This window comes from Sediminibacterium sp., assembly GCF_019264485.1.
Classification (GTDB): Bacteria; Bacteroidota; Bacteroidia; order Chitinophagales; family Chitinophagaceae; genus Sediminibacterium.
In genome coordinates, this window is the sequence record NZ_JAHVAA010000015.1 from 85,322 (window position 1) to 101,947 (window position 16,626).

Annotated in this window: 8 protein-coding genes; 3 read left to right on the forward strand and 5 right to left on the reverse strand. The window is 42.2% G+C overall.

Annotated elements, in window-relative coordinates; genetic code table 11:
• Positions 1-63: 63 nt before the first annotated feature.
• The 3 genes from rpoC to KXJ59_RS15070 all read right to left on the reverse strand — a co-directional run bounded on the left by rpoC (position 64) and on the right by KXJ59_RS15070 (position 10,745).
• On the reverse strand, positions 64-4,347 hold the full coding sequence (rpoC, locus tag KXJ59_RS15060; RefSeq protein ID WP_295206485.1) for a DNA-directed RNA polymerase subunit beta': 4,284 nt from the start codon (positions 4,345-4,347) through the stop codon (positions 64-66).
• Positions 4,348-4,465: 118 nt separating this feature from the next.
• Entirely contained in the window at positions 4,466-8,269 is a 3,804-nt protein-coding gene (gene rpoB / locus KXJ59_RS15065) for a DNA-directed RNA polymerase subunit beta (protein WP_295206488.1), read from the reverse strand.
• 454 nt (positions 8,270-8,723) lie between these two features.
• The gene (locus KXJ59_RS15070; RefSeq protein WP_295206490.1) at positions 8,724-10,745 is read right to left on the reverse strand and encodes a M13 family metallopeptidase; all 2,022 of its coding nucleotides are present in this window, start codon (positions 10,743-10,745) and stop codon (positions 8,724-8,726) included.
• A 270-nt stretch (positions 10,746-11,015) separates the two neighbouring features.
• On the opposite strand from KXJ59_RS15070, the gene KXJ59_RS15075 reads away from it, so the two are divergent.
• Entirely contained in the window at positions 11,016-11,714 is a 699-nt protein-coding gene (locus KXJ59_RS15075) for a cupin domain-containing protein (RefSeq protein WP_295206493.1), read from the forward strand.
• A 129-nt stretch (positions 11,715-11,843) separates the two neighbouring features.
• Here the strand turns inward: KXJ59_RS15075 and KXJ59_RS15080 are convergent, their stop codons facing one another.
• Entirely contained in the window at positions 11,844-12,278 is a 435-nt protein-coding gene (locus KXJ59_RS15080; RefSeq protein WP_295206496.1) for a helix-turn-helix domain-containing protein, read from the reverse strand.
• A 372-nt stretch (positions 12,279-12,650) separates the two neighbouring features.
• Between KXJ59_RS15080 and bla the strand changes: the two genes are divergently transcribed.
• Together bla and KXJ59_RS15090 are read left to right on the forward strand one after the other, a co-directional pair.
• Complete coding sequence (gene bla / locus KXJ59_RS15085) at positions 12,651-13,400, forward strand: subclass B1 metallo-beta-lactamase (protein WP_295206499.1); 750 nt, start codon at positions 12,651-12,653, stop codon at positions 13,398-13,400.
• A 93-nt stretch (positions 13,401-13,493) separates the two neighbouring features.
• Complete coding sequence (locus KXJ59_RS15090; RefSeq protein ID WP_295206501.1) at positions 13,494-15,899, forward strand: glutaminase family protein; 2,406 nt, start codon at positions 13,494-13,496, stop codon at positions 15,897-15,899.
• Positions 15,900-16,050: 151 nt separating this feature from the next.
• Here the strand turns inward: KXJ59_RS15090 and rplL are convergent, their stop codons facing one another.
• Complete coding sequence (rplL, locus tag KXJ59_RS15095; RefSeq protein ID WP_295206504.1) at positions 16,051-16,425, reverse strand: 50S ribosomal protein L7/L12; 375 nt, start codon at positions 16,423-16,425, stop codon at positions 16,051-16,053.
• Positions 16,426-16,626 lie beyond the last annotated feature (201 nt).

Genomic DNA, 16,626 nt, shown 5'->3' on the forward strand with positions numbered 1-16,626 from the left:
CTGAAAAAAAGTAGGAAGTTTTCACTTCCTACTTTAACATTTATATACTTTCCTTTCGGAATCTTACTCGTCATCGTCAAAGCTCATCGCTTCGCGGGTGGTTGCTAGTACCTCGTATTCTTCCTTGCTACCAACGATCATGTTCTCGAACTCTTTCTGTCCTGAACCTGCAGGGATGAGGTGACCAGTAATCACATTCTCTTTCAGACCCAGCATTGCATCGGTCTTACCCTGTATAGCAGCCTGGCTCAATACCTTGGTTGTTTCCTGGAACGACGCGGCTGAAATCCAGCTCTGTACGCCCAATGAAGCCTTGGTAATACCCAGTAATACAGGTGTTGCAGTAGCAGGTTTGGCGTCACGTACATCAACAAGTTTCTTATCGGCTCTGCGGAGGATTGAGTTTTCTTCTCTCAACTCACGCAGGGTGATGATCTGACCCGCTTTCAGCTTAGCGCTTTCACCTGCATCGGTTACTACTTTCTTGTCATAGATCCTGTCGTTCTCTTCAATAAAGTCGAAGCGATCTTCCAGGTCCTCCTCCAAAAATTTAGTATCACCTGCATCTACGATTTCTACTTTCTTCATCATCTGACGTACAATCACTTCAATGTGTTTGTCGTTGATTTTTACACCCTGTAAACGATATACTTCCTGGATCTCATTCACTACGTACTCCTGTACGGCGAATGGACCTTTAATAGCAAGGATATCTGCAGGTGCAATTTGTCCGTCAGACATTGGCGTTCCTGCTTTCACAAAGTCGCCATCCTGTACCAGGATCTGGCGGGTCAATGGAACCAGGTATTTTTTCACCATACCGTCTTTCGATTCTACGATGATTTCTCTGTTACCACGTTTTACGTTACCAAATGCTACCACACCATCAATCTCACACACGATTGCAGGATTACCCGGGTTACGTGCTTCAAACAACTCAGTTACACGAGGCAGACCCCCTGTGATATCTCTCAGCTTACCGAGGATACGTGGAATCTTCACCATCACCTGTCCGGCTTTCACTTCATCGCCTTCTTCTACAGCAATGTGTGAGCCTACTGGCAGGTTGTATTGTTTGATTTCTTTTCCTTCCACGATAATGGTAGGAATCTTGGTTTTGTCTTTGGTTTCAATAACCACTTTTTCGCGGTGACCTGTTTGTTCATCGGCCTCATCGCGGTAAGTGATACCATCGAGTACATTTTCAAATTTGATGGTACCATTCAGTTCTGCAACGATTACGTTATTGAACGGATCCCATGTACAGATCATATCTCCCTTTTTCACCTGCTGTCCGTCTTTCACATTCAGCGTTGCACCATAAGGTACGTTATTGGTGATCATAAGACGGTCGTTTTTCACGTCCATGATCCTTACCTCACCGGTACGACCAATTACGAGTTTCACTTTATCGCCATCATTGTTCAGTGTATCTACAGTACGCAGACCATCGAACTGGATAGTACCGTCGAATTTAGCAGGCAGACCAGATTCTACTGATGCAGAACCCGCAACACCACCCACGTGGAAGGTACGCAGTGTAAGCTGTGTACCAGGCTCACCGATAGACTGTGCAGCGATGATACCTACTGCATCACCTCTCTGCGTGATATAACCTGTTGCCAGGTTTTTACCATAACATTTCACACACACACCACGTTTGCTTTCGCAAGTGAGTACAGAGCGGATCTCTACGGTTTCAATACCTGCATCTTCAATGGCTTTTGCATCTTCAGACGATATTTCTTCACCTGCAACAATAATCAGCTCTTCTGTTACCGGATGATAGACATTGTGTAATGAAGTACGTCCTTCAATTCTGTCGGCCAGTGGTTCGATCACATCTTCATTATCTTTTAATGCTGTTGTAGCAATACCACGTAATGTGCCGCAATCTTCTTCAGAAATTACCACATCCTGTGATACGTCTACCAGACGACGGGTCAGGTAACCGGCATCGGCTGTTTTAAGGGCCGTATCTGCCAGACCTTTACGCGCACCGTGGGTAGAGATAAAGTAATCCAATACGTTCAGACCGCTTTTGAAGTTCGACAGGATCGGGTTTTCAATTACCTCACTTCCTGTACTTCCACTTTTACGGGGTTTCGCCATCAGACCACGAATACCTACCAGCTGTTTTACCTGCGTTTTACTACCACGGGCACCTGAATCGAGCATCATGTAAACAGAGTTAAACCCTTGCTTATCATTCTGCATTTCGCGGATCAGGGTTTCTGTGATACGTGTATCCACACGGCTCCAGATATCGATCACCTGATTATAACGTTCGTTATTGGTGATCAGACCCATGTTATAGTTTTCCCATACTTCTTCTACTTCTGCTTTTGCATTTTCCAGCAGTTCATTCCTCATATCGGGAACGATCAGGTCGTTCACGTTGAATGACAAACCACCACGGAAGGCCATACGGAAACCGAGTGTTTTGATATCATCGAGGAACTTGGCCGTCTTAGGCACATCAGTAATCTTAATGATATCACCAATGATTTCTCTCAGGCTTTTCTTGGTCAGCAATGCATTGATATAACCCACTTCAACAGGTACATGCTGGTTGAATAATACACGACCAACAGTTGTGTCGATCAGTTTTTTTACCAGTTTACCGCTTTCGCGCACATTTACTTTCACTTTAATATTGGCATGCAGATCTATTCGCTGTTCATTATAAGCGATGATCACTTCATCCATACTATAGAAAGATTTACCCTCTCCTCTTACGATCTCTGTTTCAGTTGTTTTCTTACCCTTGGTGATATAATACAGACCCAGTACCATGTCCTGAGAAGGAAGGGTGATAGGTGTACCATTCTGTGGGTTAAGGATATTGTGTGAAGAAAGCATCAGCAACTGTGCTTCCAGTACTGCGGCATTGCTCAATGGAACGTGTACCGCCATCTGGTCACCATCGAAATCCGCGTTGAACGCTGAAGTAACGAGCGGGTGAAGTTGAATCGCTTTACCTTCTACTAATTTTGGCTGGAAGGCCTGGATCGACAAACGGTGCAGTGTTGGGGCACGGTTTAACAATACAGGGTGTCCTTTCAGGATATTTTCAAGGATATCCCAGATTACAGCTTCTTTACGGTCTACCAGTTTCTTGGCCGACTTCACTGTTTTCACGATACCTCTTTCAATCAATTTGCGGATCACAAATGGTTTGAACAGTTCTGCCGCCATATCTTTTGGCAGACCACATTCATGCATTTTCAGTTCAGGACCTACCACGATAACCGAACGACCAGAATAGTCAACACGCTTACCTAAGAGGTTCTGACGGAAACGACCTTGTTTACCTTTCAATACATCTGACAATGATTTCAGCGCACGTCCACCTTCCGCTTTTACCGCATTTGATTTACGGCTGTTATCGAAGAGTGAATCGATGGCTTCCTGCAGCATACGTTTTTCGTTACGCAGGATCACTTCCGGTGCTTTAATTTCCAACAATCTTTTCAGACGGTTATTACGAATGATCACACGACGGTACAGATCATTCAGATCTGAACTCGCAAAACGACCACCATCCAATGGAACCAACGGACGCAGTTCAGGTGGAATAACAGGAATGTATTGCATTACCATCCACTCCGGACGGTTGGTGATTCTTGTGCTTGCATCGCGGAATGATTCCACTACGCTCAGACGCTTTAAAGCATCTGCTTTACGCTGCTGAGATGTTTCAGTAGCTGCAGCATTACGCAGAGAGAAACTTAACCCATCAAGGTCAATTCTTTCCAGCAATGCATGAACTGCTTCAGCACCCATTTTAGCGATGAATTTCTGTGGATCATCATCGGGCAGGTACTGGTTATCTTTTGGCAAATTGTCCAGAATATCCAGGTATTCTTCTTCCGTCAGCAGATCACCCATGTTCAGGTTTTCTTTTACGCCACCCTGAATAACCACAAATCGCTCATAATAGATGATGGTCTCTAATTTCTTAGAACTCATACCTAAGAGATAACCGATTTTATTAGGTAAACTTTTGAAATACCAGATATGCACTACAGGAACCACCAGTTTGATGTGTCCCATGCGTTCACGACGAACTTTTTTCTCTGTTACTTCCACACCGCAGCGGTCGCACACGATGCCTTTGTAACGGATACGCTTATACTTACCACAGGCACATTCGTAATCCTTTACTGGACCGAAAATCCTTTCGCAGAACAATCCGTCGCGTTCTGGTTTGTAAGTACGGTAGTTAATGGTTTCAGGCTTTAGTACTTCGCCAAAACTTCTTTCCAGGATACTGTCTGGCGATGCCAGGCTGATCGTAATCTGGGAGAATGTTGGTCTGGGGCGATTGTCTCTTTTAATGGCCATATTTTTAAGCTTCTAGCTATTAGCTGCTAGCTACTAGCTGTATTTAAATTTTAAAAAAGATTAGTATTCGCAAAAAGCTAGCAGCTAGTAGCCAGAAGCTAGTAGCTGCTAATTTCTCTTATTCAAATTTCAAGTCAAGACCCAACCCTCTCAGTTCATGTACGAGTACATTGAACGATTCGGGTACACCTGCGCGCGGGATATTGTCTCCCTTCACGATGGCTTCATAGGTCTTCGCCCTTCCGATGATATCATCAGACTTCAGCGTCAGCAATTCCTGCAGGATGTTGGCTGCACCATATGCTTCCAGCGCCCAAACCTCCATCTCACCAAAACGCTGTCCACCAAACTGCGCCTTACCACCCAACGGTTGTTGTGTGATCAGACTGTATGGTCCGATAGAACGTGCGTGCATCTTATCATCAACCATGTGGTGCAGTTTAATCATATAGATTACACCCACAGTTGCTTTCTGGTGGAAACGTTCTCCGGTTTCACCATCAAACAGATAAGTATGTCCGTTTCTTGGAATGCTGGCGTCTTTACAATATTGCTCAATCTCATCAGTGCTTGCACCATCAAAGATTGGCGTTGCAAATTTCACACCCAGACGTTTACCGGTCCATCCTAAGATGGTTTCATAAATCTGACCCAGGTTCATCCTTGAAGGTACCCCGAGTGGATTCAGTACGATATCAACCGGTGTACCATCATCCATGAACGGCATATCTTCTGCACGTACGATTTTCGCAACGATACCTTTGTTACCGTGACGACCCGCCATCTTATCACCCACTTTCAACTTACGTTTTACAGCGAGGTACACTTTGGCCAGTTTCAATACACCTGCAGGTAACTCATCACCAATTGAAATGTTGAACTTCTCACGCTTGTAACGTCCGAGTTCTTCATTGTAACGGATGCTGTAGTTGTGCAATAAAGTATTGATCTGATCATCGGTTTTTGTATCACCAGTCCAACCCAATGGATTTACATTCTGGTAATCGATAGTGCTAAGGTTCTTTTGATTGAACTTGGCACCTTTACCAATCAGCATTTCACCAAAGTTGTTGCTTACACCTGTAGATGCTTTGTCTTTCAGCAAAGTCTGCAGTTTATCCAGTAACAATTCTTTGATAGATTCTGTATTCTGCTGGTGTACTTTTTCTACTTTCTCCAACAGCGCTTTCTCACGGATCTTGCCATTCTTATCTTTCTTCGCGCGCTGGAACAGTTTCTTATCGATCACCACACCTTCGGTACCATTTGGTGCTTTCAGTGAAGCATCTTTTGCATCACCTGCTTTATCACCAAAGATGGCACGTAAGAGTTTCTCTTCCGGAGTAGGATCTGATTCACCTTTTGGCGTGATTTTACCGATCAGGATATCACCTTCTTTAATGGTGGCACCAATACGGATAATACCATGCTCATCGAGGTCTTTGGTAGCTTCTTCCGATACGTTAGGTATATCTGGCGTCAGCTCTTCCTCACCCAATTTGGTATCACGTACTTCCAGTTCGTATTCATCAATGTGGATCGATGTAAACAAATCTTCACGTACTACTTTCTCACTGATTACAATCGCATCTTCAAAGTTGTAACCCTTCCATGGCATGAATGCCACCTGCAGGTTACGACCCAATGCCAGTTCTCCATCTTTCGTTGCATAACCTTCAGTTAAGAAGTCGCCCTTCTTCACTTTCTGTCCTTTTCTTACGGCAGGACGCAGGTTGATACAGGTTGCCTGGTTGGTTTTGATGAATTTGGTAAGCTTATATACCTGCAGATCATCATTAAAGCTGATCAGACGATCAATATCGTTTCTGTCGTAACGAACATGAATTTCGTTTGCATCTACAAACTCCACCACACCATTACCATCAGCATGAATCTGGATACGTGCATCGCGTGCTGCTTTTCCTTCCAGACCAGTACCTACGATAGGCACTTCCGGACGGATCAATGGTACAGCCTGACGTTGCATGTTTGATCCCATCAACGCACGGTTGGCATCATCATGTTCGAGGAACGGAATCAGGGAAGCACTCAAACCAACAATCTGGTTAGGCGCAACGTCCATATATTCTACATCCTCTTTATCTAAAATCGGGAAGTCGCCCGTTTGACGGGAAACTACTTTATCTTCTGCAAACTCACCTTTCTCTGTCAGCGGAGAGTTACTCTGCGCAATTCTCGCAGTGTCTTCTTCTTCTGCACTCAGGAATGTGAGTTCTTTCATGTTTACTTTACCGTTCTCTACTTTACGATAAGGCGTTTCAATAAAGCCCATATCGTTGATAGATGCGTGTACGCAAAGTGTCGAAATCAGACCAATGTTTGGTCCTTCCGGTGTTTCAATGGTACACAAACGGCCATAGTGAGAATAGTGTACGTCACGTACCTCGAAACCGGCACGCTCACGACTCAGACCGCCTGGTCCGAGTGCTGAAATACGACGTTTGTGTGTAATCTCACTCAATGGATTGGTCTGGTCGAGGAACTGCGACAACTGTGAGGTTCCAAAGAAGGAATTGATTACAGATGACAGTGTTCTTGCATTGATCAGGTCAACCGGCGTAAATACCTCGTTATCGCGAACGTTCATACGCTCACGGATGGTACGAGCCATACGGGCCAGACCTACACCAAACTGTGCATAGAGCTGCTCTCCTACGGTACGAACACGACGGTTGCTCAGGTGATCGATATCATCAATCTCTGCTTTCGCATTGGTTAAGCGAACCAGGTATTTGATGATCTCAATGATATCCTGCTTGGTCAATACTTTTTTCGTCAGCGGATATTCAAGGTTCAGCTTGCGGTTAATTTTATAACGGCCTACTTCACCCAGGTCATAACGTTTGTCTGAGAAGAACAGTTTGTCGATGATACCACGCGCTGTTTCATTATCAGGCGCATCGGCACCACGTAACTGGCGATAGATATGTTGTACCGCTTCCAGTTCACTGTTCGAAGTATCTTTATTTAAGGTATTGTATATGATGGCATAATCACCACCCACATCTTCTTTCTGGATGAATACACTTTTGATTTCCATTTCGATGATGGTTGCTATAGCTTCCTCATCTAAAACAGTATCACGTTCCATCACGATTTCGTTACGCTCAATGCTTACCACTTCACCGGTATCTTCATCCACGAAATCTTCTACCCATGTTCTTAATACGCGGGCAGCCAGTTTTTTACCAACATGGTGAGCCAGTGTTTTCTTATCGGCTTTCACCTCATCGGCCATACCAAAGAGTTCCAGGATATCCTTATCGGTTTCAAAACCAATAGAACGTAATAGGGTTGTTACCGGGAATTTCTTCTTACGGTCGATGTAGGCATACATCACATTATTGATATCGGTAGCAAACTCCATCCATGCACCTTTGAAAGGAATAACACGGGCAGAATAAATTTTGGTACCGTTAGGGTGTACAGACTGACCAAAGAATACACCGGGTGAACGGTGTAACTGAGATACTACCACACGCTCGGCTCCGTTGATTACGAAAGTACCACGGGGTGTCATGTACGGAATATTTCCGAGGAACACATCCTGAACGATGGTCTGGAAATCTACGTGCTCTTCATCATTACAACTTAAACGCAGTTTTGCTTTTAAAGGCACAGCGTAAGTAAGACCACGCTCCATACACTCATCGAGTGTGTAACGGGGCGGATCGATGAAATAATCCAGGAACTCCAGTACGAAAATGTTACGCGTGTCTGTAATAGGAAAGTTTTCCTTGAACACACGGAACAAACCCTCCACATTACGTTTATCGGGTGTTGTTTCTAACTGAAAAAATTCTCTGAATGATTCTAACTGGATGTCGAGCAGGTCAGGGGCATCAGCCAAATGTTTAGTTTTACCGAAGCCGACCCTGTTGTTCAATGTAGTTGTAGACATATTTGTGTAAAACCGGTTTAGATACGATAAAAAATTGGGGAGAATGGTGAGATTCTCTTAACGTACAATCGGCGCATTCATCATTCAAACGTCAATGATAAAAATGTCCACCCGCTAAATTGCCCAAAATTAAGGATGGCAAAGGTATGAAATGGATAAGCAATCGCAAAAACAAATTTATACGTGAATGGTCAATGGTGAATGGGGAGTGAGTAGTGAGGAGTCAGCAGTGAGTAAGTATATGATAATCAATAGATTAGATTTTCTTATTGCCGAAACAGACACAATCCCCACCCTTGCAGTGATCTTACGGTGGAATAGCAAGTTAACCACAGAGTAGCAAAGAGTAAAACACGGAGTTTCACGGAGGTAGAACTAGTAACGTTTAGCTGCTACATAGAAAACCTCCATGAAACTCCGTGCCACACTCTGTGCTACTCTGTGGTAAAAAAAATCACCAAATCCTCGCCCGCTGATCAACTGCACGGAAAAGTTTATTCTTCTCCGTTACCCCAAATGCCTGATAGAATGGCTCGAAATTGGCCAATGGGCCGTTTACCCTGAATTCTTCCGGACTATGCGGATCGGTGGTAATACGGGTACGCATACTCTCTGGTCTGTCAACCAGCCTCCAAACCTGTGCATACCCCAGGAAGAAACGTTGATAGGGAGTAAAACCATCTATTTTCTCGTTACCCTGCCCCTGTTTGGTGAGTTTGAATGCATCGAAAGCAATGGCAAGTCCGCCGATATCTGCCAGATTCTCTCCTAATGTGAGGGCGCCATTTACATGCAGACTATCTAAAACAGTGTAAGCATTGTACTGCTCTACAACCCCTTTGGCTTTTGCATTGAACTTTTCGCCATCGGTTTTGGTCCACCAGTCGGTGAGGTTACCCTGCGCATCGTACTGACGACCCTGGTCATCAAAACCATGGGTTATTTCATGACCAATCACCATACCGATGGCTCCGTAATTGATGGCATCATCTGCTTTCAGTTCAAAGAAGGGGAATTGTAAAATACCTGCAGGAAAAACAATCTCATTGAAAGTAGGATTGTAATAAGCATTTACAGTAGGTGCCGTCATCTGCCATTCTGTTTTATCAACCTGCTGACCAATTTTGGCAATGCTTTCTTTATAATCATGTTTGGCAACACTGCGCATATTATCGTAAAATGCAGTCCGGGAAATAACAACATCATCATATGTTTTCCATTTATCGGGGTAACCGATTTTTTTCATGATGGTTGATAATTTTTCCTGTGCTTTCTGTTTAGTAGTATCACTCATCCAGTCCAACGCAGTGATGCGTTTACTGAAAGCTGTCTGCAGGTTATTTACCAGTTCATCCATTCTTTTCTTTGCATCGGCCGGAAAATATTTCTGTACGAATATTTGTCCGAGTAAATCTTTCAATCCATTATCTGTCATATTCACCATTTTCTTCCAGCGGTCTTCCTGCACTTTGGCGCCGGAGAATAATTTATTGAAAGAAAAACGTTCATCAACAAAAGCCTTACTCAATAAGGAAGCATTGGATGCGATATAATCATAACGAACTTTACTTTTCCATACATCTATCGGCTCACTGGCCAGCAAAGCGCTCAAGGCTTTGTAATAACCGGGCTGACTCACATTAATACTATCTGTTTTGATACCCATTTTCTGCAGGGTATTGCTCCAACTGATATTAGGCGCTATTTTTTCCAGTTCGGCCACAGACATTTTATTGTAATTACGAATAGGGTCACGCAGTTCTACAGGAGCCAGATGCGATTTAGCAATGGCTGTTTCCAGTTTCAGGATAGCTGCAGCTTGTTGTGTTGCTGTTTCTTTAGACACACCCGTAAGCACAAAATAATTGGCAATATGTTCCAGGAATTTTTGTCTTTGTGCAACTGTAGTAGAATCTGTTTTGGTATAATAATCTTTTTCGGGCAAGCTCAACCCTGTCTGGTAAAGACTCAGGATATTTTTACTGCTGTTTCTTTCATCGGCGCCAATATAAATGCCAATCAGGTCGCCATCGCCTTCCATGTAACTTTCTGCCAGCAGGTTAATCAGTTCCTTATAATCTTTAACGGCATCTATTTTAGACAGCATGGGCTTGAGTGGATCGTAACCCGCTTTTTCAATCGCTGCCGTATCCATTCCACTGGCATAGAAATCGCCTACTTTCTGTTCGGGGCTGCCAGATGTATGATCGGTTTTGGCAGACACTTCATCTAAAATGGTTCTTAGTTTTTTCAGGTTCTCGTCGTACAGGGTATAAAAGCTACCCCACCCGCTCTGGTCATCAGGAATTACACTGTTTTTAATCCATGTGCCATTGGCATACATGAAGAAATTATCGCCGGGATGAATAGTTGTATCCATGCCGGCTTTATCGAAATAACTTGACTGATCTGTGTTGTTTTTACAGGAAGCAAATAATAAAACGGCTCCTGCAATTGCGGGTATGATTTGTTTCATAGCGATGTTTTAGTTGGATAAATATGGGTAATTATTGGGGAGGAGCAAAACCGTTTAACATTTTGAGGGCAATGGGTGGTGCAAACTTGGCATTATTATTTTGGTCAGTATTACTTCCTGTTTCCACAGTAATATCTTGATTTTCAACAGAGTGATTTCGTTGCATATGTCTTGAGGGTTGTGTATATTTATGAGTAGTCGGTTATCTTATTTCGACATCATCAACTTTAAACATAAAAGAAACAGACTATATTAATAAAACATACCATCATGAGAAAAAACAAAGCCATTTTCCTGTTGGTCGTATTAAGCATATGGCTTAATGCATGCTCCGACAGTAAAGAGAATAAAATTGCGGAGACTTCAAACGGCGATCTCACCAAAGAAACCTTTTCAATCAACAATCTGGTAAAGGAGAATAAACAGGTGCCAGACAGCATTATTGAACGACTGAATGCACAGCATCACCAGTTGAAAGTTCTGGAAAGACGTACGATACCCGGTTCATTTATTAAGGCGGGGATGAAATACTTTTCCGACCATGCCGTTAAGTTGGATAAGCTTCCCGTTATTAATCCCGGCCCCGGAGAATATGTGCATGTTATGGAAGGGCAGCACCATGGCTACAAAAATCTTACCATAGGAATTACGGAAACTTTTCCTGGTGGGGCACCGCCAATGCATTCGCATGAAGGAGAAGAATCGCATGTATTGCTGGAAGGAGATATTCTTTATGCATTAGGTGATACAATGTTTACCATCAAAGCACCTTATATGGTTAATATACCTCCGGGTGTACCGCATGCATTTAAAAACATTGGTAATAAAACAGCCAATATGGTTGTTATCTTCCCTACCAATATCTGGAAATATGATGTGCTTGACTATTTCCCTTTCGCCAAGGACACAACAAAATCAGTGTCCCGGTTTACCCAGTTTAAAAATAAACAACTTGCAATGAAACAATAATGGCTTAAAAATAACAGTTGAGTATTAACTTTTGGAAAGTTCCGAAACTTTCCAAAAGTTTCACCGAGGCTACTCAGATAAATGCAACATTCCTGTACAGAAACGATATCAAACATCAAACATTCCCCCCTATCCCACTTTTCGTTTTACCGGCTTCTTTATTTCTTTTCTACTATTCACCGGAACCACCAATGTATACGGCCGATTAAACGCCTCCTGAGAAACCTTAAAATACTCCGCCAGCTTTCTGATCACTTCTTTTGAAAACCCTTTTTTGTAGTGCAGAATATCAGATACATACCCTTTACTGATGCCCAGTATTTCAACCATATCTTTTGCTTTCAGATGATGATCGTTCATGAAAGACTGTAATAGTTGAACAGGATCAAGATCGGTAGCAGAAAGATGTGCAGCATCCCATTTTTCAATGAGCAGGGTGAGCAGTGCAATTTCATCTTTGGTGTTTCTGTCTTTTGCCCCAGAGAATACCAGTTCTTCCAGTGTATTGCAGTAGGCTGCATACTGGGTTTTGCTGGTAATAACTTTATATTTTAATGTTTCCATGGTATTTATTTTAGTAGTTACTGATAGTATATTGTTCTCCTGCTTTGTGCATTTTCTTTTTGTATGCATCAACAGTTTCTCATCTTATCAGGTGAACTTTCATAACAAAGATGATTTTTTTCTTATAGTTCACAAAATGTGAACTATAGTTTATTAACATTTACCTCTAAATATATCCATACAATATTCATTAGTGTAGGTTTATCCGATTAAAAACGGATATAGAAAAGTTGTAGTTAAGTGTACTATGTGAGAGGCGGATTCATGTGCAAATTGATTATTTTCACTTTACCATATTGCAAATCTTTAACGCTATAACCTATCGTTCAAAGTATGAGATTTGTATATTTACGCTGCATGATCAATTAAACTATGAAAACATTTTACTGCTGGACTACCATACTCCTTTTTTGTATTAGTAATACAGGTTTTACGCAAACCAAATCACTTAACGATACGGTATATCATTCCAGCCACCTCATCATCACCCGTTTGGCAAAACACAGCTATGTACATACGAGTTATCTGTACACCAACAGTTTTGGTAAAGTGCCCTGTAATGGCATGATTGTTCTTCACAAAAATGAAGCGGTAGTTTTTGATACCCCGGCCAACGATACCAGTACAGCAGAATTAATTAACTGGATTCAAAAGGATTCAAAAAGCAGGATCAATGCCATCATACCCACCCATTTTCATGACGACTGCCTGGGTGGCTTAAAAACCTTCCATCAATACCAGATTCCCTCCTATGCAAATAACCAGACCATTTCACTGGCAAAAGCACAACAGTATCCGGTTCCTGCCCATGGTTTTGCTGATGAGCTTACGCTAACTGTAGGAGGAGAAAAAATATATACCCGATTTTTTGGTGAAGGACATACAAAAGACAATGTGGTGGGCTATTTTCCTACAGATCAGATACTTTTTGGTGGTTGCCTTATTAAAGAACTCAATGCCACAAAAGGTTATCTGGGTGATGCCAATGAAAAAGCATGGTCAGCAACCGTAGAAAAAATACAAAAGAATTATCCTGATTTAAAACTGGTGATCCCTGGTCATGGCAAACCCGGTGGTACAGCACTATTGAAATACACCATACAGTTATTCCTGCAACAGTAATACCTGCCTGTATTACATCAAAGGGCTTTCCTAATTCATTTTTTATTAAATTGAATTCCGGTTCCTATCATATACCCTTTGATTATACAAGCCATGAAGAAAATCTATTGTCTGTTCATTGCAGTTGCACTAACGCCATCTCTCTTTGCCCAGGTTTCAAAAGCACCAGCCTACCCATTGGTTACCCATGATCCTTATTTCAGTATCTGGAGTTTTTCTGATCAACTGAATGAGAGTGCAACAAAACATTGGACCGGTACAGATCATTCCCTGCTTGGATATGTTTCAGTAGATGGTAAACTCTATAAATTTCTCGGTGCCGCTCCCAAAAAAATGCAAGCGCTTTTACCTAACAGCGACTTATCAGCCTATGAATGCAAATTCACAGAAACAAAACCTGATGACAACTGGCAACTGCCTTCTTTTGATGACGCTGGCTGGCAAAACGGGAAAGGTATGTTTGGTTCAAAGAATATGGATGCTACTACTGAATGGAACAGCAAAGAAATCTGGTTCAGACGTTCGTTCACAGTAACAGAAAAAAACTTTAACCAGTTGCTGCTGACTTTAAAATACGATGACAATATTAAAGTATACCTGAATGGCGAAAAAATTTATGAAGCAGGCTGCTGTTCTTCCAATAAAGAAATAATGCTGTCGAAGGAAATAGCAAACAAAATCCAGATAGGCAGGAATACACTGGCAGTATATTGTGAGAATACCGGTGGACCGGGAATTATTGATGCAGGATTATACAACCTGTTACCAGATGAGCCGGTATTACAGGCCACTCAAACATCGGTGAACATAAGCGCCACACAAACTACTTATCAGTTTACCTGTGGAGGGATAAATCTTACTGTGAAATTTTTATCTCCTCTACTGGCGAACAATCTCGATGTGTATTCGCGCCCCATCAGTTATATCAGTTCTATAGCCAACACCAATGATGGGAAACAGCATGACGTAAAAGTATTTTTTAACAGCAGTTCCGATATTACCCGTAATAAACTCAGTCAGCCAGTAAGTACCAAAACCAGTAAATACGAATCATTACTCATTCAAAAAACGGGTACGGATTCGCAGGAGGTTTTAAAAAGAAAGGGGGATGATGTTCGTATAGACTGGGGTTATTCTTATACCGTCGTAAAAGATGAAAAAGGGGTACAATTATCGCAGCCTGCTCATACCCCTTCCTCTGCGCCTGATATATCTTCCGTTTGCAACCTGAAAATGGACTATGGCAAACTGGGTGCTACGCCTGTTTCCAAAACTATTTTACTGGCTTATGATGATCTGTATTCCATTCAGTATTTCAATAAAAATTTAGAAGCCTGGTGGAAGAAGAATTTTACATCTACAGAAGATATGCTGAAAAAATCGATGGATGAATTTAAAAGTATTGAAGCCATTTGTACACGTTTCGATCAGCAGCTTTATACCGATGCATTAAAAGCGGGTGGAGATTACTATGCAAAGCTTTGTGTATTGGCCTATCGTGAATCATTAGCGGCACATAAGCTGGTGAGAGGCGCAAACAATGAAATATTATTTCCACAGAAAGAAAATTTCAGTAATGGTTCTATCTGGACAGTGGATGTTACTTATCCTTCAGCGCCGCTTACATTAATTTATAACCCTGCATTGTTAAAAGGCATGGTAGAGCCCATTATGGAATACAGTGAATCGGGAAAGTGGACCAAACCCTTCCCGGCACATGACCTGGGTACTTATCCACTGGCCAATGGGCAGACTTATGGAGAAGATATGCCGGTGGAAGAATCGGGGAATATGATTATTCTCACAGCTGCTATTTGTAAAGCAGAAAAATCATTAGCGTTTGCTAAAAAACACTGGCCATTATTAAGTCAGTGGGTTGAGTTTTTAAACAAGGATGGATTTGATCCTGCCAACCAGTTATGTACCGATGATTTTGCCGGGCATCTTGCACGTAATACCAATTTATCGATGAAAGCCATTGTAGGTATTGGAGCTTACGCACAGATGTCACAACAGTTAGGTAAAACAGAAGAAGCAGCTAAGTATCAGAAAATCGCACGCGACTATGCAGTAAAATGGATGCAGATGGCTGATGATGGCGATCATTATACGTTGGCTTTTGATCAGAAAAATACCTGGAGCCAGAAGTACAATCTTGTTTGGGATAAACTACTCAACCTAAACCTCTTCCCTGCTTCCGTATACCAAAAGGAAGTAAAGTACTACCTCACTAAACAAAACAAATACGGTTTACCCTTAGACAGCCGGAAAACCTATACCAAGAGCGACTGGATTGTATGGACCTCCGTTTTAGCTGATAAGGATAAAGACTTCCAATCACTGATTGATCCTGTTTATAAATATGCCATCGAAACGCCCAGCCGTGTACCCCTCAGCGACTGGCATGAAACGATCGATGGGAAACAGGTGGGTTTTCAGGCAAGAAGTGTGGTGGGGGGATATTTTATTAAGCTGCTGGAGCAGCAATGGAGGAGATAAGCTGCAAGCCACAAGCTACAAGCCGCAAGCTATAGGGATAAGATACAACTACGCTATCAAATACTTGTAGCTTGTAGCTTGCGGCTTGAAGCTCAAAAAAAAGCCGCCCCAAAATGGAGCGGCTATATTTTTTGCTTAACAGCTTGTGAAATTACTTCACTTCTACTTCAGCACCAGCTTCTTTCAGCTTAGCAACGATATCGTCAGCTTCAGCTTTAGAAATACCTTCTTTTACTGGTTTTGGAGCACCGTCAACCAGGTCTTTTGCTTCTTTCAGTCCAAGGCCAGTTAATTCTTTAACGATTTTAACTACACCCAGTTTGCTTGCACCACCGCTTACGAGGATAACATCAAAAGATGTTTTCTCTTCAACAGCAGCAGCTCCACCGCCGTCGCCAGCAGCAACTACAACTGCAGCAGCAGCTGGTTCAATACCGTAATCAGCTTTCAATACATCAGCTAATTCCTGAACTTCTTTTACTGTTAAGCCTACTAATGTTTCGGCTAATGATTTTACGTCTGCCATTTTGTTTCAATTTTTTCCGCCTTCATTCCCTGTAAGAGTCCGGCGGATGGTTTAAAAAAATTTGATCCTTATTAATTTGAAAATTCGGGAATTTGAAAATTTGAAAATGAGCAAACCCCTTAATTTTCAGTTAACACAATTTGTTTTGAAAGTCTGTCATTTGAAACATTGAAATGGTTCTCCATTTTCAAATTTCCAAAT

Excerpts from the sequence above, each read along its gene's own strand:
- rpoC (WP_295206485.1), bottom strand. The coding sequence starts at position 4,347 with ATGGCCATTAAAAGAGACAATCGCCCCAGACCAACATTCTCCCAGATT.
- rpoB (WP_295206488.1), bottom strand. The coding sequence starts at position 8,269 with ATGTCTACAACTACATTGAACAACAGGGTCGGCTTCGGTAAAACTAAA.
- KXJ59_RS15070 (WP_295206490.1), bottom strand. The coding sequence starts at position 10,745 with ATGAAACAAATCATACCCGCAATTGCAGGAGCCGTTTTATTATTTGCT.
- KXJ59_RS15075 (WP_295206493.1), top strand. The coding sequence starts at position 11,016 with ATGAGAAAAAACAAAGCCATTTTCCTGTTGGTCGTATTAAGCATATGG.
- KXJ59_RS15080 (WP_295206496.1), bottom strand. The coding sequence starts at position 12,278 with ATGGAAACATTAAAATATAAAGTTATTACCAGCAAAACCCAGTATGCA.
- bla (WP_295206499.1), top strand. The coding sequence starts at position 12,651 with ATGAAAACATTTTACTGCTGGACTACCATACTCCTTTTTTGTATTAGT.
- KXJ59_RS15090 (WP_295206501.1), top strand. The coding sequence starts at position 13,494 with ATGAAGAAAATCTATTGTCTGTTCATTGCAGTTGCACTAACGCCATCT.
- rplL (WP_295206504.1), bottom strand. The coding sequence starts at position 16,425 with ATGGCAGACGTAAAATCATTAGCCGAAACATTAGTAGGCTTAACAGTA.